Annotated in this window: 17 protein-coding genes; 9 read left to right on the top strand and 8 right to left on the bottom strand. The window is 64.8% G+C overall.

All coding sequences use genetic code 11. The annotated features are described in order from the left end of the window. Nucleotides 1-203 precede the first annotated feature (203 nt). From LDO29_RS25430 to LDO29_RS25445, 4 genes are read left to right on the top strand one after another with little or no spacing between them, the layout of a single operon-like run. The gene (locus LDO29_RS25430) at nucleotides 204-1,658 is read left to right on the top strand and encodes a DUF3375 domain-containing protein (RefSeq protein WP_224082514.1); all 1,455 of its coding nucleotides are present in this window, start codon (nucleotides 204-206) and stop codon (nucleotides 1,656-1,658) included. A gap of 6 nt (nucleotides 1,659-1,664) precedes the next feature. After that, a complete protein-coding gene (locus tag LDO29_RS25435; protein ID WP_224082515.1) occupies nucleotides 1,665-2,336 on the top strand; it encodes a DUF4194 domain-containing protein in 672 nt (223 codons plus the stop codon). A 20-nt stretch (nucleotides 2,337-2,356) separates the two neighbouring features. Then, nucleotides 2,357-5,731 (top strand): ATP-binding protein, encoded by a 3,375-nt coding sequence (locus LDO29_RS25440; RefSeq protein WP_224082516.1) that lies wholly within the window; start codon nucleotides 2,357-2,359, stop codon nucleotides 5,729-5,731. Further along, complete coding sequence (locus tag LDO29_RS25445) at nucleotides 5,728-6,948, top strand: DUF3322 domain-containing protein (protein WP_224082517.1); 1,221 nt, start codon at nucleotides 5,728-5,730, stop codon at nucleotides 6,946-6,948. Before LDO29_RS25440 ends, LDO29_RS25445 begins: the two co-directional genes overlap by 4 nt. On the opposite strand, the gene uraD is transcribed toward LDO29_RS25445, so the two are convergent. Both uraD and LDO29_RS25455 read right to left on the bottom strand, forming a co-directional pair. Further along, complete coding sequence (uraD, locus tag LDO29_RS25450) at nucleotides 6,899-7,429, bottom strand: 2-oxo-4-hydroxy-4-carboxy-5-ureidoimidazoline decarboxylase (protein WP_224082518.1); 531 nt, start codon at nucleotides 7,427-7,429, stop codon at nucleotides 6,899-6,901. The two genes, LDO29_RS25445 and uraD, sit on opposite strands and share 50 nt — an antisense overlap. Before the next feature lie 129 nt (nucleotides 7,430-7,558). Further along, on the bottom strand, nucleotides 7,559-8,506 hold the full coding sequence (locus LDO29_RS25455) for a LysR family transcriptional regulator (RefSeq protein WP_224082519.1): 948 nt from the start codon (nucleotides 8,504-8,506) through the stop codon (nucleotides 7,559-7,561). Nucleotides 8,507-9,010: 504 nt separating this feature from the next. Here LDO29_RS25455 and LDO29_RS25460 point away from each other — a divergent pair. The 4 genes from LDO29_RS25460 to LDO29_RS25475 all read left to right on the top strand — a co-directional run bounded on the left by LDO29_RS25460 (nucleotide 9,011) and on the right by LDO29_RS25475 (nucleotide 12,784). After that, nucleotides 9,011-10,351 carry an MFS transporter gene (locus LDO29_RS25460; protein ID WP_224082520.1) on the top strand — a complete coding sequence of 447 codons (1,341 nt, stop codon included), beginning with the start codon at nucleotides 9,011-9,013 and terminating at the stop codon, nucleotides 10,349-10,351. Between the two features lies 1 nt (nucleotide 10,352). Then, nucleotides 10,353-10,859, top strand: coding sequence for a hydroxyisourate hydrolase (gene uraH, locus LDO29_RS25465; RefSeq protein WP_224082521.1), 507 nt, complete (start codon nucleotides 10,353-10,355; stop codon nucleotides 10,857-10,859). 30 nt (nucleotides 10,860-10,889) lie between these two features. Further along, entirely contained in the window at nucleotides 10,890-11,225 is a 336-nt protein-coding gene (uraH, locus tag LDO29_RS25470) for a hydroxyisourate hydrolase (RefSeq protein WP_224082522.1), read from the top strand. Nucleotides 11,226-12,034: 809 nt separating this feature from the next. Next, nucleotides 12,035-12,784, top strand: coding sequence for a carbonic anhydrase (locus LDO29_RS25475; protein WP_224082523.1), 750 nt, complete (start codon nucleotides 12,035-12,037; stop codon nucleotides 12,782-12,784). Between the two features lie 481 nt (nucleotides 12,785-13,265). Here LDO29_RS25475 and LDO29_RS25480 read toward each other — a convergent pair whose 3' ends face one another. Both LDO29_RS25480 and LDO29_RS25485 read right to left on the bottom strand, forming a co-directional pair. Beyond that, nucleotides 13,266-14,402 (bottom strand): Fic family protein, encoded by a 1,137-nt coding sequence (locus tag LDO29_RS25480; protein WP_224082524.1) that lies wholly within the window; start codon nucleotides 14,400-14,402, stop codon nucleotides 13,266-13,268. A 169-nt stretch (nucleotides 14,403-14,571) separates the two neighbouring features. Continuing rightward, the gene (locus LDO29_RS25485) at nucleotides 14,572-14,904 is read right to left on the bottom strand and encodes a nucleotide pyrophosphohydrolase (RefSeq protein ID WP_224082525.1); all 333 of its coding nucleotides are present in this window, start codon (nucleotides 14,902-14,904) and stop codon (nucleotides 14,572-14,574) included. Between the two features lie 125 nt (nucleotides 14,905-15,029). On the opposite strand from LDO29_RS25485, the gene LDO29_RS25490 reads away from it, so the two are divergent. Then, nucleotides 15,030-15,689, top strand: coding sequence for a methyltransferase family protein (locus LDO29_RS25490; RefSeq protein ID WP_224082526.1), 660 nt, complete (start codon nucleotides 15,030-15,032; stop codon nucleotides 15,687-15,689). 58 nt (nucleotides 15,690-15,747) lie between these two features. Here LDO29_RS25490 and LDO29_RS25495 read toward each other — a convergent pair whose 3' ends face one another. From LDO29_RS25495 to LDO29_RS25510, 4 genes are read right to left on the bottom strand one after another with little or no spacing between them, the layout of a single operon-like run. Next, nucleotides 15,748-16,731 (bottom strand): CobW family GTP-binding protein, encoded by a 984-nt coding sequence (locus LDO29_RS25495; RefSeq protein ID WP_224082527.1) that lies wholly within the window; start codon nucleotides 16,729-16,731, stop codon nucleotides 15,748-15,750. Then, on the bottom strand, nucleotides 16,728-18,383 hold the full coding sequence (locus LDO29_RS25500) for an amidohydrolase (RefSeq protein ID WP_224082528.1): 1,656 nt from the start codon (nucleotides 18,381-18,383) through the stop codon (nucleotides 16,728-16,730). The genes LDO29_RS25495 and LDO29_RS25500 overlap by 4 nt, the downstream gene beginning before the upstream one ends. A gap of 42 nt (nucleotides 18,384-18,425) precedes the next feature. Further along, a complete protein-coding gene (locus LDO29_RS25505; RefSeq protein ID WP_224082529.1) occupies nucleotides 18,426-19,808 on the bottom strand; it encodes a sodium:solute symporter family protein in 1,383 nt (460 codons plus the stop codon). 15 nt (nucleotides 19,809-19,823) lie between these two features. After that, nucleotides 19,824-20,033 (bottom strand): DUF3311 domain-containing protein, encoded by a 210-nt coding sequence (locus LDO29_RS25510; RefSeq protein ID WP_224082530.1) that lies wholly within the window; start codon nucleotides 20,031-20,033, stop codon nucleotides 19,824-19,826. Nucleotides 20,034-20,087: the final 54 nt, after the last annotated feature.

Here is a 20,087-nt window from a genome sequence, read left to right on the forward strand (position 1 = left end):
GCCCCTTCTTTCCCTGCCACCGTACACGCGGCGATCAGCAGCGCTCTCCCTCGCCAGTGGGGATGCCCCACGCCATTGCCACCCCATCCCTGGCGTAAAATGCCAGCACCCCAGCGCCAACGCCGCGCCGGCGTCTGTCGATCCCGGCCACCGCCCCGCACGCGTTATCCGCGCGCCTGCCATTCCAGCCAGGGCCTTCCACGTTGAGCCTCGAATACGACACTCTCGAACGCCTGCGCCAGAGCCATCCGGCCTGGCGGCTGCTGCGCTCCGACCATGCGCCACTGGTGGCGTCGTTCCTGTACCGGGTCTTCGTCGTGCCGAATCTCCGTTCCATCAGCCAGCCGGACCTGGCCGAGGCACTGGAGGACGAGCTGTTCGCGCTGCGCGAGCGGCTGGGCCCCGACGCTTTTCCAAAGCCGGCGCTGGACTACCTGAACGACTGGGCCGCCAACGAAAAGGGATGGCTGCGCAAGTTCTACCGCCAGGGTTCCGACGAACCGCAGTTCGACCTGACCGCCGCCACCGAGAAGGCACTGGCCTGGCTAGGGTCTCTCGCAGAACGCAGCTTCGTGGGCACCGAGTCCCGTCTGCTGACCTTGTTCGACCTGCTCAAGCAGATGCACGACGGCACCCAGGCCGACCCGAAAGCGCGGATTGCCGATCTGCACAAGCGCCGGGACGACATCGACGCCGAAATCGCGCGCGTCCTTGCCGGCGATCTCGACCTCCTGGACGACACCGCACTGAAGGATCGCTTCCAGCAGTTCGTGTCGCTGGCCCGTGAACTGCTAACCGACTTCCGCGAGGTGGAAGACAATTTTCGCGCGCTTGACCGCCGCGTGCGCGAGCGCATTGCGCTGTGGGAAGGATCAAAAGGCGCCCTGCTTGAGGAGATCATGGGCGAGCGCGACGCCATTGCCGATTCCGACCAGGGCCGCAGCTTCCGCGCCTTCTGGGACTTCCTGATGAGCAGCAGCCGCCAGGAAGAACTGTCCACGCTGCTGGAATACATCCTGGCCCTGCCGCCCGTCAGCGACCTCAATCCCGACACCCGGCTGCGGCGCGTCCACTATGACTGGCTCGAGGCGGGCGAGCACACGCAGCGCACCGTCGCCCAGCTGTCCCAGCAATTGCGCCGTTTCCTGGACGACAAGGCATGGCTGGAGAACCGGCGCATCATGGACCTGCTGCGCGGCATCGAGACCAAGGCGCTCAGCCTGCGCGACGCAGCGCCAGCCGGCAACGTCATGGCGATCGCCGACACCGCCGTGGACCTGGAGCTGCCCATGGAACGGCCATTGTTCACACCCGCCGTCAAGCCACGCATTGCCGATGTTGATATCGAAGCCGGCAATGCAGACGTCGACGCCGGCTCGCTGTTCTCGCAGATCGTCGTGGACAAGGCCCGGTTGATGTCCCATGTGCGCCAGGCACTGCAGGGCCGCCAGCAGGTAACCCTGCAGGAGGTATGCCGCATGCAGCCATTGCAGCACGGGCTGGCGGAACTGGTGGCCTACCTGCAGCTTGCCAGCGATGCGTTTCGTACCGTCGTGGATGAAAACGCCACCGAGACGGTGGAATGGACGGTCGAATCTCCCGAGGCCGGTGCACTGGTCAGGCAGGCGACGCTTCCCCGAGTCATCTTTGTCCGATAGCCGCGAATGGAAGACTACGAACTCACCGAAACCCCGGAACCGAAGCCGGCCGCGCCAGGCGCCGCCGACCCCGCGCTGCCGGCCATCGTCATTCCGCTGCTCAAGGGCGTGATCTACCGTGAGACGGATGCCGCGCCATGGCATGCGCTCACCACCCTGCAGACCACCGTGCGTGACTACGTCGCCGTGCTGGGGCTCGAACTCGTGCTGGACGAGGCCGAAGGCTATGCCTTCCTGCGCTCGAAGCCGGAGGTGGAAGACGACGACAACGCGGCACGCATGCCGCGGCTGATCGCAAGAAGACCGCTGTCCTTTCCCGTCAGCCTGACGCTGGCGCTGCTGCGCAAGAAGCTGGCCGAGTTCGATGCCACCGGCGGCGACACACGGCTGGTCCTGACGCTGGACGAGATTGCCGAACTGCTGCGCGTCTTCCTGCCTGCAGGCACCAACGAGGCCCGGCTGATCGACCAGATCGAAAGCCATGTGAACAAGATCGTCGAGCTTGGCTTCCTGCGCCGCCTGAAACCGGGGACTGGACAGGAAAACAGCGTGACGGCGTTTGAAGTAAAGCGGATCCTGAAGGCTTTCGTCGATGCACAGTGGCTGGCCGAATTCGATGCGCGCCTGGCCGCTTACCAGGTCTCCCTCTCGGGCCAGACGGGCCCCGGGCAACCGTGATGCCAGGAACAGTGCCAACGATGCATGAGCCGACCTCCCTCTCGCTCGATTTTGCCGACGACGACACACTGTCCGGCTTCCGCCTGCACAGGCTGGAGGTCTTCAACTGGGGCACCTTCGGCGAACGCGTCTGGGCCATTCACCCCGATGGCAGGAACGCGCTGCTGACCGGCGATATCGGTTCCGGCAAGTCGACCCTGGTCGATGCCGTGACCACGCTGCTGGTGCCGGCCCAGCGCATCGCGTACAACAAGGCCGCCGGCGCGGAAAGCCGCGAACGCACGCTGCGCAGCTACGTGCTCGGCTACTACAAGTCCGAGCGCAACGAAACGACAGGGACTGCCAGGCCGGTAGCCCTGCGGGACCAGAACAGCTACTCCGTCATTCTTGGCGTATTCCACAACGCCGGCTATGACCAGATGGTCAGCCTGGCGCAGGTGTTCTGGATGAAGGAGCCCCACGGCCAGCCTGCGCGCTTCTATGTGGGGGCCGAGGGTGACCTGTCGATCGCGCGGGACTTCGCCCACTTCGGCTCGGACATCACCGCGCTGCGCAAGAAGCTGCGCGGCCTGAAGGCCGATATCTTCGACGGCTTTCCGCCGTACGGCGCATGGTTTCGCCGGCGTTTCGGCATTGAAAACGAACAGGCGCTGGAGTTGTTCCACCAGACCGTGTCGATGAAATCCGTGGGCAACCTGACGGACTTCGTGCGCAGCCACATGCTGGAGCCGTTCGACGTGGCCCCGCGCATCGAGGCGCTGCTCGGCCACTTCGACGACCTGGCCCGTGCGCACGAAGCCGTGCTCAAGGCAAAGCGGCAAGAAGCCATGCTGACACCGCTCGTCGACGATTGCGAACGGCATGCCACGCTGACGGCGGAGTCCGACCAGCTGCGCGCCTGCCGTGACGCGCTGCGGCCCTACTTCGCCACGTTGAAGCTCGGCCTGCTGGACAAGCGCATCGCCAACCTGGACGAGGAATGGACACGGCACAATGCGCACGTGAAGCGGCTCGAAGAACGCCGCGCCGCGCAGCGTGGCGAGGAATCGGAACTGCGCCGGCAGATTGCGGAGAACGGCGGCGACCGCATCGAGCGCCTGGCGGAAGCCATCCGGCTGCAGCAGGCCGAACGGGAAAAGCGGCTGGAGCGATCCGGACGGTATGCGGAACTGCTGGGAGGTGTCGGGCAGCCGATGCCTGAAGCCGAGGCCGGTTTTCTCATGCTGAAGGAGCGCTTCGCCACGCTGGCCGACGAGGCGACGGCGCGCGAGGTGGAAGTCGGGAATGCGCTCACCGAGCACGGCGTCACGATGCGCCAGGGCAAGCAGGAGCACGACAGCCTGACGGAAGAAATCCTCAGCCTGAAAGCCCGCCGCAGCAACATCCCGAACGAGCAGGTCATGATGCGCGCCGCGCTGTGCCATGCACTGGGGATTGCCGAGGACGACATGCCGTTCGCCGGCGAACTGCTGCAGGTACGCGAAGACGAGCGCGATTGGGAAGGCGCGGCCGAACGGCTTTTGCGGAACTTCGGCCTGTCACTGCTGGTTCCGGACGAACTGTATCCATCCGTGGCCGACTGGGTAGACCGCACGCACCTGAAGGGTCGCCTTGTGTACTTCCGCGTGCGGGAAGGCGGCCGGGCGGCACCTCAGGAACTGCATCGCGATTCGCTCGTCCGCAAGCTCGCCTTCAAGCCGGATTCGCCCTTCTATGCCTGGCTGGAACGCGAAGTCTCCAATCGCTTCGACGTGGCATGCTGCGCCACGCACGAGCAGTTCCGGCGCGAAACCCGCGCAGTCACGCACGCCGGGCAGATCAAGATGCCGGGCGAGCGGCACGAGAAGGATGACCGCCACCGGCTGGACGACCGCAGCCGCTACGTGCTGGGCTGGAGCAACGCCGAGAAGATTGCGGCGCTGGAGGCCTCCGCCAGGGTGCTGGAGAAGCGACTGGGCGACCTTGCCGGGGAGATCAGCAAGTTGACCGCCGAGCGCAACGCGCTCAGGGAACGGCTGGCAGCGCTGTCCCGCCTGGACATGTTCACCAGTTTCGAGGACATCGACTGGCAGACGCCGGCCATGGAAGCCGCCCGGCTGTCGGAAGAGAAGACGCGGCTGGAGTCCGCTTCGGATCTCCTGCGGCAGTTAACGGACCGTCTCAAGGAAGTCGCGGCAAGCTTTGCAGACACGGAGGCGCAGCTGCTCGACCATGTCGGCAAACGGTCCACAGCCGAAGGCCGGAAGGCCGATGCCGAGGAGCTGCGCCAGCAGACCCTGGAAGTCTTGCAGGAGACCGCAGACGTCGCCCAAGAGGTGCCGATGGACGCGCTCGAATCCTTGCGCGCCGAGATTCTCGGTGAACACACGCTGACGGTGGAAGGGTGCGACAACCGGCAATCAGAGGTGCGAAAGGCGTTGCAGGACCGGATCGATGCGCTCGACAAGCGGCTGAAAACCGTGGCGGAGCGCATCGTCAAGGCGATGTCCGACTACAAGCAGGAATTCAAGCTCGAAACCAGCGAGATCGACGCCAGCGTGGCCGCCGGCTTCGAGTATCGCAAGATGCTCGACAAGCTCAAGGCCGACGACCTGCCGCGCTTCGAAGCGCGCTTCAAGGAACTGCTCAACGTCAATACCATCAACGAGATCGCCAACTTCAACGCGCAGCTCGGCAAGGAGCAGCAGACAATCCGGGAACGCGTGGAGCGGATCAACGAATCGCTCACGCAGATCGACTACAACGCAGGGCGCTACATCAAGCTGGAAGCGCAAGCCACGCCGGACGCCGAAATCCGCGAATTCCAGTCCGATCTGCGTGCCTGCACCGAGGGCGCGCTGACCGGCTCCGAAGACAGCCAGTACTCGGAAGCCAAGTTCCTGCAGGTCAAGCGCATCATCGAACGCTTCCGCGGCCGCGCCGGCCTGACCGACCAGGACCGCCGCTGGACCGCAAAGGTCACCGACGTGCGCAACTGGTTCTTCTTCGGCGCCAGCGAGCGGTGGCGCGAGGACGGCACCGAGCATGAGCACTATTCCGATTCGGGCGGCAAGTCCGGCGGCCAGAAGGAAAAGCTCGCCTACACCATCCTGGCGGCCAGCCTGGCTTACCAGTTCGGACTCGAATGGGGCGCGGTGCGCTCACGCTCGTTCCGCTTCGTCGTCATCGACGAAGCGTTCGGCCGCGGATCGGATGAATCGGCACAGTACGGGCTGAAGCTGTTCGCCCAGCTCAACCTGCAATTGCTCATCGTCACGCCATTGCAGAAGATCCACATCATCGAGCCCTTTGTTTCTGCAGTCGCGTTTGTCCAGAACGACGAAGGCCGTTCCTCGAAGGTGCGCAATCTGTCGATCGAAGAGTACCGTGCAGAAAAAGCGAGGATGACCGGATGAACTGGACCCGTCCTGCCGACCTGCGCGCACAGCTGCAAAAGCAGTGGGACCGCGGCGCCCTGCTTGCCGCAACCGTGTCCGGCGAATCGCAGTTCCCGCTGCGGCTGGCGTTGCGCGGTCCCAGCTCAACCGAGCTGACCGAAAACTTCGAAGCCGCGCGCGGCTGGATTGCCGAACTCGCACGCATGCCGCATTGCCGGCTGGAAATGCGCGAATTCCGGCATCGCGTATTTGGTGCCAACGCCGTGCCGTCAGCGGCATGGATCGACACGCTGGACGATGCGGCTGCGCTACTCGGCAAGCGGCAGGAAATCGCCCGCTTTGACGCCTTGCTCGCCGCCACGCGAGAGCGCCAGCCGCTGCTGGTGCCGTGGCTGGCAAAGCGCCCGCTCAGGGCGCTCGAACTTCACGATGAGTGGGGGCGACTGCTGGATTTTGTCGGCTGGCTGCAAGCGCATCCGCGTCCTGGCATCTACCTGCGGCAGGTCGATCTGCCAGGGATTCACAGCAAGTTCGTTGAAGCCCACCGCGCGGTGCTGGCCGAGTGGCTCGACCTGGTCATGCCCGCCGAAGCGATCGATGGCGAGTGTTCCGGCCTCAGCCAGTTTGCCAGCCGCTACGGGTTCCTGGACAAACCGCTGCGCGTGCGGTTTCGCATGCTCGACAATGCCATGGCCATGCTGCCTGGCATGGGCGCCGGATCCGACATCGCGCTCGATGCGCGGAGCTTTTCGCGGCTGGATCCCGGCATTTCGCGCGTCTTCATCACGGAAAACGAGATCAACTTCCTAGCGTTCCCGGCAATCGCCGACAGCATGGTGATATTCGGCGGCGGCTATGGCTTCGGCATGCTCGCCGACGTTGCCTGGCTGCGAGGCTGCCAGCTGCACTACTGGGGCGACATCGACACGCACGGCTTCGCCATCCTCGACCAGTTGCGCCACCTGTTCGCGCACGTGGAATCGTTCCTGATGGACCGCGCCACGCTGATGGCCTTCCGGGCGCAATGGAGCACGGAAGGCAGCCAGATGCTGCGCGACCTGACGCGGCTACGCCCCGACGAGCAGGCGCTCTACGACGACCTGCGGGACAACCGCATCGGCAGGCAAATACGCCTCGAGCAGGAGCGGATCGGGTTCGGGTGGGTGGAGGCCGCCGTGCAGGGGCTTACCGATCCCCCAATGCAGCCAGCCGCGCATTCAGCCTCCCTCTCGTAATCGCGGCAATCTGCGCCAGCGCCTCGTCCAGCTCCACTGGCGTGCTGCGGTCGACGCGGCGCTCCAGCGCGGCAAAGATGCCTTCACGCGTGTAGTGCCGCACGCAGATGATGAACGGGAAACCATGGCGCGCAAGATACGCCGCGTTCATGCGGTCCAGCGTGTCTTCCTGCTGTGCCGACATCGCATCGAGTCCGGCGCTCTTCTGCTCCGCGTTCGAATCCGCCGTCATCGTGCCCGCGCGGATGTTCGCGCCGGACAGCAGCGGGTGCAGGTTCAGGAAATCGCGCTGGCCCTTGTCGTCGAGCTTGCGCACCACGTCCATCATCGCGTCATGCAGCGCCGTCACCGAAGCAAACGGGCGCTGCGCCCAGGCCCCTGCCGCCGCCTGCGGAAAATGTTCGAACACGCTGCCGAACACGCGCGCAAAGCCCGCCTGGTCCAGCGCGTTGACCGGCGCGAGATCGATTGACTGTGACATGGACTGCTCTCCCGTAAGGCCCGCCGCGTCGGCGAGGCATGGACGTTGAATACGGGCCGAGTATAGGAAGCGCACCGGGCAGCGGCGAGGCCCGCTGCCCTATAGGTCCCATAACAGAATTCGATACGGCTAGGCTGGCTGCATATCGCGCAGGTTGCGCAGTTCCTGCGACGCAGCCGTCAGCATGCCGCGCAGCCACATATGCGCGGCCGAGCGGTGGCGTGACGGATGCCATAGCTGGTAGAAGCGCATGAACGGGAAGTCGATGGGCGGCCTGAGCACCGCCACGGGCACGTGCTGTGCGTGATAGTTGGCAAAGTGGCGGCCCGTCGTCAGGATCAGGTCGGTGCCCGGAATCAGGCTCGGCGCCAGGTTGAAGTACGGGCAGCTCACACGGTTGTCGCGGTGCACACGCATTGTGCTGAGGCCCGAATCGACAAGGCCGCGCTGGTCGCGCGAATACGGCGTGGGCACGATGTGCGCAGCCCCCAGGTAAGCCTGCGCGGTGAACTTGCCGGGCTGGTTGTGCACACTGTCCTGCGCCACCATGCAGACCACCTCATCCTCCAGCAGCACCGACAGGTGCAGGTGCTCCGGCGGGTTGGGCCAGTTGCCGATGACGATATCCGCCGTGCCTTCGGACAACGCCTGTTCGTAGTCGAAGGTCGCGCTCAGCGGCACGGCCACCAGCCGCGCGTTCGGCGCCGCGCGGCGGAACTCGCGCACCACGTGGGCAAAGAAAGGCGGCGCCAGGTAGTCCGGCATGGCCACGGTGAAGCTCTGCTCGGTGGTAGCCGGGTCGAAGCGGTCGTCCGACACCAGCAGGTTGTCCAGCGCGCTGAGTGCGGCCTGCGCATTGCGCGCGAGCTGCAAGGCGCGCTCGGTAGGCACCATCACGTTCTTTTCGCGCGTGAGCAGCGGGTCGTTGAAAATCGCACGCAACCGCTTGAGCGCCGAGCTGATCGCCGGCTGCGACTGGTTCAGGCGGATGGCCGTGCGCGAGACGCTCTGCTCGGCAATCAGGATGCACAGCACGCGCAGCAGGTAGGTATCGAAGGGGTCGTCGGCGCGGATCATGGTGGAGTCCTGTGCGAAGCTGGCAGCCGGGTGCAGCCGGCGACGCAATCGTCGCGCACTGCCGCCCATCTCCGCCCGCCAATGGCAACTTTGTAGCGTGTCGCGCACCGCACGGCAACGCGGTCGAACCCGGAGGGCAAGCAACCTCCGCTCGTCGTCCCCGCGAAGGCGGAGACCCAGTGACTTTCAAGGGCCTCGGCAAAGACAAGACGCTGGGTTCCCGCCTTCGCGGGAACGACAGTGATTGAGAGCGCGTGTAGGGGACCAGGCCGGGCTAGGGTAATCCATAGGTCCGGCAACCGACCCGACAAAACCCCGCAAACCCGCGCCACATAAGGCTTCCCGCCCCATATCGATGCTGATATAGGGCCTATACCAGCACCCCCGTTCCCCCCCGGCAGGCCATTCCTATACTTGCTTCCAACCAAACGGACGGCGGCCGCCGTACCGCCTTCGGGCAGCTGGGCCGCACGACGCAAATCGACAAGACTGACAGGAGACACCATGTCCATCACGAAGCAAGGCGTGCCAATCTTCGCCGGCACCGCGGACGACGCGGAAGCCAGCGTCTACCGCAAGGTTTCCTGGCGCCTGCTGCCCTTCCTGGGCGTGCTGTGGGTGCTTGCCTGGCTGGACCGCGTGAACATCGGCTTCGCCAAGCTGCAGATGCTCGATTCGCTGCAGTTCAGCGAAGCGGTGTACGGGCTGGGCGCCGGCATCTTCTTCATCGGCTACTTCCTGTTCGAAGTGCCGTCGAACATGCTGCTGCAGAAGATTGGTGCCAAGAAAACCATCATGCGCATCACCATCTGCTGGGGCGTGATCTGCATGCTGCAGACCCATGTCACCACGCCCGCGCAGTTCTACACCCTGCGCTTCCTGCTGGGCGCATTCGAGGCCGGCTTCTATCCGGGCGTGATTCTCTACCTCACCTACTGGTACCCGTCAGAGCGCCGCGCCAGGGCGTTCGGGACCTTCATGTCGGCCTCCGCGATCGCCGGCGTGCTCGGTGGCCCACTGGCCGGCTGGATCATGACCTCGATGGGCGGCGTGCATGGCATGCATGGCTGGCAGTGGCTGTTCATCATCGAAGGCATTCCGTCCGTGCTGGCCGGCATCTTTGCCTGGTTCTACATGACGGACAAGCCCGAGCATGCCCACTGGCTCAGCGACGCCGAAAAGCGCGTGGTGTCCGACGCCCTGAAGCGCGACAACGCCGCCATGGGCGAGCGCGGCCACGACTGGCGCAGCGTCTTCACCAACCCCAAGGTGTGGCTGCTGATCGCCATCTACTTCTGCCTGCTGTGCGCCAACTCCACGCTGACCTTCTGGATCCCGACCATCATCAAGGACGTGGGCTTCACCACGCCCATGGCCGTGGGCTGGATTGCCGCGGTGGCCTACCTGTGCGGCGCCATCGGCATGATCGCCAACGGCGCGCACTCCGACCGCCGCAATGAAGTGCGCTGGCACTTCAGCGGCGCGGCGCTGGCGGGCGGTGCGGCCATGGCCGTGCTGGCCGTGCTGCTCGGCATGAACGTACTGTCGCCCGTCGTGGCCATGCTGGCCATGACCGCCTCGCTGGTCGGCACCATGAGTGCGATCCCCGTGTTCTGGCAGCTGCCCAACCGCTACCTGGCCGGCAGCGCCGCCGCGGTGGGCGTGGCGTTGATCAACTCCGTCTCCAACCTGGCCGGCTTTGGCGCGCCATATGCGATGGGCCTGATCAAGAACGCCACCGGCAAGGTCACCACCGGTCTGTACCTGGTGGCTGTCATCGAGATCGTGGCCGCGGTGCTGGTGGTAATCGGCATCCGCCAGCTCGGCAACAAGCGTGAGGCCTGACATGCGTGACCATCAAGACCCCGACTTCGACGCCAGCCGCCGCCGCTTTGCGCTGCAATCCCTCACGCTGGGCGGTGGCGCGCTGCTGGCCGGCAGCGCGCTGGCCGAGACTGCGCCCAACCAGACGGCCGCCCCCGTGCAGCAAGGCGGCCTGAGCCCGCGCCTGACCATGCATGCGCTCGACACCTGGCACGGCACCCCTGCCGCCGGCATGCGCGTGGACATGTACCGCATCGACAACGGCCAGCCGCGCCACCTGCAGACCGTCACACTTGCTGCCAACGGCCGCAGCGAACCGCCGCTGCTGATCGGCGACACCTATCGCATGGGCACCTATGAACTGCTGCTGCATGTGGACGAATACTTCGCCGCGCGCAAGGCCAACCTGCCGCAGCCGCTGTTCCTGTCGAAGATCCCGCTGCGCTTGCGTGTGACGGACGCCAGCCAGCGCATCCACCTGCCCGTGCTGTTCGGGCCGTGGAGCTACAACTACTACCGCGGCAGCTGATGCCGCCACTTGCTGACAAGGAGACCGATCATGGCAGGCATCAGCACTCACGTACTCGACGTATCGCTCGGCAAGCCCATTGCCGGCATGCAGATCGAACTGTTCGACATGGGCACGCAGCCCCCGAAACTGATCCACCGCGCGCGCACCAACAGCGATGGGCGCACCGACACCCCCATGCTGCCCGCCGCGCAGGCGCGCACGGGTGACTTCGAACTGCGTTTCTGGGTCGCCGACTACTTCAGGACGCCAGACGTGTTCGCCGACATTGTGCCTGTGCGGTTCACCGTTGCCGATGCCGCGCAGCATTACCACGTGCCGCTGTTGTGCTCGCCGTGGAGCTTTGGGACGTATCGGGGGAGTTGAGTTTTCGGGGGGGATTGCGTGATGTTTCTGGCTGCCTGCCGCTGGGTGCGCGGCCGTGGTCGGGATTACAGCGCTGATTGAACGAGCCCCGAAACTGTCCGTGGCCCCTGCTGCTACCGGTATCGCGTGGACGCCTACGGCTGCGCTACGCGCGGTGTCCTAGTCGGCATGGCGAGGACATCAACGTCGCTGGCGCCGGCGCTTCCCCTTCTTCGTTTTCTCTCTTCGCGCATGGCACATGCGCCAAGGGCTTCGTCACTACGCCTTGTTCGGGCCGCGGCGAAGAACCCAGACTGCTGAGTGCGCGCAGCGCAGCCGCAGGCGTCCCCGCGATATCGCTGTTAGGAGGGACCACTCCGTAATCCGGGTTCGTTCGTACGCCGTGTCCCATCCTAATCATCTACGCGGCAGGCAGTCTGGTTATGCCCTGGACCGTCTTCACCTCATCGAGCCGTTCGTCAACCACGAAAACGCGCTTTTGCCTACTTTTACCGCTCGGGTAAAAGTAGGTCGCCGGCTACGCCGGCGAAACAGCGGCGCCCGCCAAGCACGACAACCCAATCCTTCCCACAGACCCCGCAATTCGGCCAAAGACCTTCTTTGTTTGAAGCACACCATTCACACCAGCATCATTGGGATCCGCGTGGCTGCGTGCCACCGCCCGCTACACTTCCCCAGTCCAATGAGACGGTTTGGTGCAATCCTCCGGTCAACCCCGCCCTTCAGGCAGCGTTCCGGAGCCATGGGCGCCAGTCCGCCCGGCCGCGGCCGGCTGCCCATCCCACGATTTCCACAACGGTGACAATCAGATGAAGACACGCATTGCGACGGCAGCATTGGGCACTCTGCTTTTCACGGCGTTTGCCAACGCCTCGGAACCTCCACACTGGACCTACCAGGGCAAGACCGGAACGAGCCACTGGGCCGGCCTGGAAGCCGACTACGCCGTCTGCGGCACCGGGCAGCGCCAGTCGCCGATCAATATCGAAACGCGCAAGGTGACCGGCACCACGGCACAACCGATCGGCGTTTCCTATGCGCCTGCGCGTGCCGAGGTCATCAACAACGGGCACACCGTCCAGGTCGAGCCAGCCAACGGCGGCACGCTCACTATCGACGGCGTGGAATACAAGCTCGCGCAGTTCCACTTCCATACGCCAAGCGAAGAGAGGATCGACGGCAAGTCCTATCCGCTAGTGGCCCACCTCGTGCATAAGAGCGCCGAAGGCAAGCTGGCGGTGATCGCCGTGCTGTTCCGCACGGGCAAGTCCAATGCGGCGCTGCGGCCGGTGTTTGCCAGCCTCCCCGCCAGGGCCGGTGACAAGCACGCGATGGGCGGCACCATCAACGTCGGCGACCTGCTGCCGGGTAGTCGGGACAACTACACGTTCATCGGGTCGCTGACGACGCCGCCTTGCAGCGAGGATGTGCGGTGGGTGGTAATGAAGACGCCGGTGTCGGTCTCGTCCGCACAGCTCGCGGCGTTCAGGAAGCTGTACAGGATGAATGCGCGGCCGGTGCAGGCGGTGAATGGGAGGGAGGTGTTGGTGGGGAGGTGACGCAGGCATCCGCACGCCGCCATGGTTGCCTGCAGGCGCAGGTGCCATGGCAGGGGCCCGCGTCGCCCACGCCTGACCGCAGCCAGGCAAGGCTCAGACCCCATTGTCCGAAGGCGACGGGCACTGCGCTGTATACCTGCGGCAGCGATTTGCTGCCAACACGCCAGATGCAACCTAGATTGAAGCGCTTTCGGAACAGACCAATGCACGTTTGCACGTGCCGGCTTGCCTTCCAGGAACCGGCGGCTGTCGTCCCCGCGTAGGCGGGGACCCAGTGACTTTTCGTCCCCCGAAGGGGGACTTCGAAGACGCTGGATTCCCGCCTACGCGGGAATGACGGTGGAATTTGATACTTCGGTGGTACTACCAGAATCAACAGGTTGGCAACGGTTCCCGGGTAGGGCAACCGGACTGTCATCACACGCGACAAGCTCAACAAAGGCATCGAGCAGGAGGTGCTGAGGCGGACAAGCCTGAGGATCTATATTCGAACCTGCGTGCTCATATCTATCAGCTCATACGAAGTACTCCGCCCGCCCGCATCCGACTTGCGCAGTACGCCCAGCGCCATCAGCTCTTTGATGTCCCGCAGCGCCGTGTCCGCCGAGCACTTGGCAATCGCCGCCCATTTGCGGCTCGTAAGCTTGCCGTCGAACCCGTCAAGCAGCAGGTTGAGCAATTTCAACTGCCGCTCATTGAACGGCGTTCCTGCCAACCGTTGCCAGAAGCGGGCCTTTGCCAGCACCGCGTCCAGCGTGTGCTGGGCACTTTCAATGGCGCGCTGCAATGTGCTCAGGAACCACGCAAGCCAGCCTGTAACATCCAGCGTCCCCTTCTGCGTGCGCTCGAGAATATCGTAGTAGTCCTTGCGTTCTCGCTGAATCTGCGCCGACAGGCTATAGAAGCGCTGGGGACTGCCATCCGCGCGAGCAAGCAGGAGGTCACCGATTGCACGCGCGATGCGACCGTTGCCGTCGTCGAATGGATGCAGGGTCACGAACCACAGGTGAGCAAGCCCCGCCTTGAGAATCGGTGGATCCGCGGTGTCGGCATTGACCCAGCCGAGAAAGCTCGCGGTTTCGGCCTCAAGCCGGCCAGCCGGCGGTGCTTCAAAATGCACTCGCTGGCGGCCATACGGGCCGGAAACCACCTGCATGGCACCTTTTGCGTCGTCGCGCCAGGCGGCGACATGGATTTTCGACATGCCGCTGTAGCCGGTCGGAAACAACGCCGCATGCCAGCCGAACAGCCGCTCTGCGGTCACCGGCGCATCGCAGCGGGCCGTTGCGTCGAGCACCATCTCAACGACGCCTTCTACGTGCCGGTCGACCGGAGCCAGCGCACCAATGTCCACCCCGAGCCGACGCGCGATGGACGAGCGCACCGAATCCACATTGAGCCGCTCGCCCTCGATCTCGCTGGTCTTCACGACATCCTCGGTCAGCGCGGCAAGACTCGCCTGGTCGCGCAGCGCCATGCCAACGTCGGCCAGCCGGCCAAGCAACAACCCTTGCGCACGCGCCACGTCCGCCAGCGGCGACGCCAGCTTTACCAGGTCGTAGTGAAGGGCTGGCCAGTCAGGGGCCTGCCAGATGTAGAGCCAATCTCCGCGTTTCATGCGGAGATTATGGAGTGCAATCTCCGCAGGGGCAAATTATTCACCGTATGATTTGCGGTGAATAAGGTGGTTTTTCGCCGTAGATGAAATAAACGACATTTATGCGCAACAAGCCAGAGTTGGCCATATCATTGATTCGCAGAATATCCCATCGCCTGCGTCTCTCAAATCACGCTTCGGTCTTCTTCACCGGATACTTCTTCGCATTCATCTCCATCTTCGCCCGCACCGCCGCATCCAGGTCCACGCCCAGCGCCGTCACAAGCTGCGTCAGATAGATGGTGATATCCGCCAGTTCCTGCTCCACGTGTTCGCGCTCGTCCGTCGCCATGATGCCGCGCGACTCGTCCTCGGTTTGCCACTGGAAGATCTCCACCAGCTCGGCCACCTCCACGCTCAGCGCCATGGCAAGATTCTTGGGGCTGTGATACTTGCCCCAGCCGCGCGCCTCGCCGAAATCGATGGCGGCTTGCTGGAGATTCTTGATATCGATGAGAGGCATGGTCGGCAGGAGGGAAATGCTGAAAGGATGTATTGAACCACGCTGCCACGGCCGGCCCCAAATGCAGCCATCGCCGCAAAGGACTACGCTAACGCATGTGAACCATCCTGCAGGCGGAGGCCTCCATGCGCCCGACACCCGGCATGGCTTTCTTCACCCTCACGGGCACCCTCGCCTACCTGGCCCTCCCCATCCTCGGCTGGGGCGGCATCGCCCCTTTCTTCGCCCATCCGGCACGCACTGCATTGATCATCGTGACGATGGCACTGGCTGTCGCCGCCATCTTCTCCGGCGGCAACATCAGCAGCGGCGAACGCGAGGACCGCGGTAATCGCTGGGTGCTCGCTGCGTTCGGCGTGCTCGGCCTGCTGGCCGGCTATGTGCCAGCCTGGAATGACCGCATCGGCTTCTGGGCCATCGATGGCGACACCATGCGCTGGATCGGCGTGGCCCTGTATGCCGGTGGCGGTGTGCTGCGGCTGGTGCCGGTGTTCATCCTGGGCAGGCGATTCAGCGGGCTTGTGGCGATACAGCCGGGGCATACGCTGGTGACGACTGGCCTGTATGGCGTGATCCGGCACCCGAGCTATCTGGGCTTTGTCGTCAGTTCGCTGGGGTGGGTGCTGGCGTTTCGCTCGGGTGTCGGCGTGATCCTGACGCTGTTGATGATTCCACCGCTGCTGGCGCGGATCCGCGCGGAGGAGGCGTTGCTGCGGTCGCAGTTTGGGGCGGAGTACGAGGCGTACCGTGCGCGGACGTGGAAGATGGTGCCGGGGTTCTATTAGGCTCGATTGCGCACACGCTTACCCACGCAGGACACCGGGCCCCACATGCTGGTGCATATCAGGCCGGCACCGCATCGTCGACACGTGCGAGCATCGCCTCCAGATGACGCAGCACTGTTCCCCTGGCCTGCGAATCAAAGCAGCCGATAAAGACAAGGGTCGACTCCTTGATGTCCGATGCCATCAGCGCGGAGAACATGGTGCGTCCGCCGACCACGTGAACCGATTGAGGCTGCGCCCGCTCCTCCAGCCAGACGATGCCCTTGGCGCGCAGCAGCGGTACAGGCAGGTTGCGCAGGCATTGCCTGAGCGCATGCTTGTCCAGGCGCCGCGCGGTGCGCCACACAAAGCTGCTGATGCGGGAAGGCGCGCCGCTGTGCCAGCCACCCGCGGTGCCCAGCATGCCCTGGCGGGGCAGCGCCAACTCACCCGCATCGAGAAACACCGACAGCGGAAGCCTTCCCCATTGCCCCTGCAGCAGGGTTGCATGCGGCGCCATGGATGCCACCGCCTGCTCCGCGGCAGACGTGGCAACGGGGCCGGCCAGGTCAGTCTTGGTCAGCACCAGCGCAGTCGCGCCTGCGATCTGCCTGCGCACAATGTCCCCGACGTAGGCATCCTGCAGGGTGGCCTGCACGCACTCGGCGTCCACCGCCACCACGATGCCGTGGAGCCGGAAAGCGCGGTCGAGCAAACCGACCTGCGCGATCCTGAGCGGATCGGACACGCCGCTTGCCTCGATGACCAGCAGTTCCGGCCGCTCCGCGCGGGCATCGATGGCCGTCAGCGCCTCGGCCAGCCGGCCGCCGATCGAGCAGCAGATGCAGCCGTTTTCCAGCTGGATCACGTCGGCACCGCGCTCGCGGATCAGCGCCGCATCGATATTGACCTCGCCGAAATCATTGACCAGCACGGCCACGCGGCGCCCGGCGGCATTCGACAACAGCTGGTTGAGCAGCGTGGTCTTGCCTGCGCCCAGGTACCCGCCGAGCACCACCAGCGGAATCGGCTGCCGCGTGCCGGCATTTGCCGGGGTGCTCATCTTGTCGGCGCCTCGAACACGCGCCCGCCGACCACCGTGCCCCACACCCGCACGTCCCTCAGGCGCTCAGGCGCCATGACCGTGGGGTCGTCTTCCAGCACGGCAAAGTCGGCCAGCTTGCCGGGCTCGATGCTGCCGATCAGGTGATCGAGCTTCAGCGTATGTGCCGCTCCCAGCGTGATCGCGCGCAGGGCCTCATCAACGGGGATGCGCTCCGCCTCGCCCAGTACGCGCCCGGATGCGGTCTGGCGCTGTGCCGCGCACCAGGCCGTGAAGAACGGATTCAACGGCGTAATCGGTGCGTCGGAATGGAAGGTGACCGGAATCCCCAACCGGAGTGCCGAACCCGCGGGGTTCATGCGCCCGGCGCGCTCGGGGCCAACGGTCTGGCTATGGTGCGCATCGCCCCAGTAATAGAGATGGTTGGAAAAAAAGTTGATGCACAGGCCGAGCTTCGCCGCGCGTTCGAGCTGGACCGTATCGGCCAACTGGCAATGCTGCAGCGTGTGCCTGTGGTCCGGACGCGGATGGCGCGACAGGATCGTTTCGAGCGCGTCGAGCACCACCTCGGTGGCTTCGTCGCCATTGGTATGGATGTGCAACTGCAAGCCCGCCAGGTGGAACGGCGTGAAGACTTCGACCAGTTGTGCCGGCGGGATCAGCCACAGGCCATTGGCCTGGCCGCCGGCATAACCCGGCGCCCTCAGGCGCGCCGTGAAGCCCTGGATCGAACCGTCGACGATGAACTTCACCGGGCCGAAGCGCAGCTTGTCGGTACCGGCCTGCTGCACCTCCAGCACCTTACCCGGCCCGTGTTGCGGATTGCGCTGCGGGGCGAACGCCGGCACGATACGCAGCGGATAACGCGGATCCGCCGTGACCGTGCGCAGGGTCTGCATGCCGAGCTCTGACAGGTCGTTGACCAGGTCCGTCGCGGTCGTCACCCCGGCCAGTTGCGCCACCTTGCCGAAGTTCCAGATCGCTTCCGGCTTCTCGCTGGCCGCCAGCGACAGTCCGCTGCCGATCACCTGGTACACCGGGAACATCGCGGCAAACTCCTGCAGCTCGCCCGTAGGCTGCCCGCTGCTGTCCTTGTGCACGCCATCGACCTCGGTGTCCTCGTCGATCCCGGCCAACGCCAGCATGGCAGTGTTGACGTTCATCAGGTGCACGCTTGCATGCAGCACCACGATCGGCCGGCTTGCCGAAACGCGGTCGAGCTCGGTCGCCGAAAGCCGGCTGCTGCCGAACAGGATCGGGTCGAAGCCCCATGCCAGCAGCGGTGCCGCAGGATCGGCGAGCGCACTCTCCGCGCTCGCCAGCCGGTCAATGACCTGGTCGAGGGTCTTCAGGCCGCGCCAAAGCCTGCCATCCGGGTCTCGGCGATCGTAGTAGCCGACGTACACCGCTTCCCACATCGCCCCTTCCATCAGGTGGCAATGTCCTTCCACCAGCCCCGGCATCAGGACCTTGTCGCGGAAGGTATCGATCCGCTCCACCTCCCCCCATGCGGCCACGTCGGCCGCGCCGCCAACCGCCACGATGCGGCCGTCGCGCACCGCCACGTGGGTGGCGTCGGCCTGCGCCGGATTCATGGTCAGGATCTTTCTGGCCGCGAACACCTGGGTGCGGCCTTGTTCGATGCATGTCATTTGCTGTTTCCGGAATGAACGACTACGCGTAACGATGAACCACTACGCGGCCTGCATGCGCATCATGCGCGGGGCGTAGTGCACTGCCGCGGCCACCGCCACGTTGACGGCCAGACTGATCAGGCCAAGGTTGATGCCGCCAAAATCCGCATGGCTGATATACAGCGCCATCGCCAGCACCTGGCCGCACAGGATGCCAAGCGCAATCGCCAGCGGCCGCACCTTCAGCGAGAACAGGATCACCATCACGCCGGGGAAGAACTGCGTCACGCCGTAGTACGTGGTGTTGATGAGCGTCAGCATCAGGTTTGGCGTGAGCAGCGTCATGACGATCGACAGCAGCAGGTAGACCACGATCACCACCTTGGCGCCGGACTTCTGGCGATGCTCGGGCAGCCCCGGCAGCAGGTTGCGCGCAACAATCGGCCCGATCGCCAGGCAGATGCCCGCCAGCACCAGCAGCCCCGACAACGCCGCGCCTGCGGCCACCAGCCCCAGCAGCCAGCCCGGCAGCAGGCGCACCGCCGCGGCGAAGAACGCCTCGTTGGGCGAGGCCAGCTGCAGGTTCTGGCTGATCGCGTAATACGAAGCCAGCACCAGAAACGGGTACATCAGCATGTACAGGGGCATGGCCACCTGCGTGCGGCGGATGGTGTTCGCACTCTTCGCGGTAAAGAAATTCTGCACCGCGAATGGCATGACGTAGAAGCCCAGCGCCTGGAACAGCATCGTGCTCATCGAGAACCTGAGCTGGGTGTCATCCATGTGATTGCTGACCTGCAGGCTCGCCATATGGAACACATCGCCCACGCCCGCCTTCCATCCCACGGCGACGCCGGTCATGACGATGGCCACCACCATCAGGATGTCCTTGAGGATGGCGATATAGGCAGACGCACGCACCCCCGAGATGGCGATATACGTAAACGCCAGCACCGCCGAGATCAGGATCAGGTAGACCGGCTGGAAATCCCAGCCCAGTCCCTTGAGCGCCGCCACCAGCCCGGTGAACTGGAGCTGGCCCCAGGGCAGCAGGAACAGGATCGAGGAGCCTGCCACGATCAGCTCGAGCGCGCGGCTGCCATAGTGGCCCTTGAACAGGTCGGGCAGCGTGATGGCGTTGTAGCGGCTGCCGGCCTTCCAGATCCGCGGGCCGAGGAAATAGCCCAGCGGATAGGCCAGCAGGATGTAGCCGAGAAACCAGACGCCATAGGTCGGCCCCTTGGCATAGATGCCGCCCGGAAAGCCCACCATGGTGCCGATGCTGTAGATCTCGCCGGCTGCCAGGAAGAACACCAGGAAGGCGCCGAACTGGCGCGAGGCGACGAAGAAGTCATGCATGCTCTGCGCGCCGTGCCCCTTCCCGGAGCGGATGGCGAGATAGAGCGAGAAAACGATAAAGCCGAGAAAGACCGCGGTTGTCATGTGCTGTCTCCCGGCTCAGGCGTCCTGCGAGTCCGGCTCGACCGCGTCACGGTCGAACAGGCGCCAGCAGACGAACATGCATGCCGAGGTCAGCACGAACCAGGCAAAGATCCAGGCGTAGATGAACGGCACGCCCAGCACGAACCGCTCCACCGAGGCCACCCAGGGCAGCAGCCCGATCACCCCGAAATACGGGATGCCAATTCCGATCAATAGCTTGAGCATGCGTTGTCTCCGTCTGTCTTATGGTCTTCTGGCGCGGTCAGGCATCGGTGCCGC

The sequence above is a fragment of the Cupriavidus laharis genome (assembly GCF_914271435.1).
In the GTDB taxonomy this organism is placed as follows: Bacteria; Pseudomonadota; Gammaproteobacteria; order Burkholderiales; family Burkholderiaceae; genus Cupriavidus; species Cupriavidus laharis.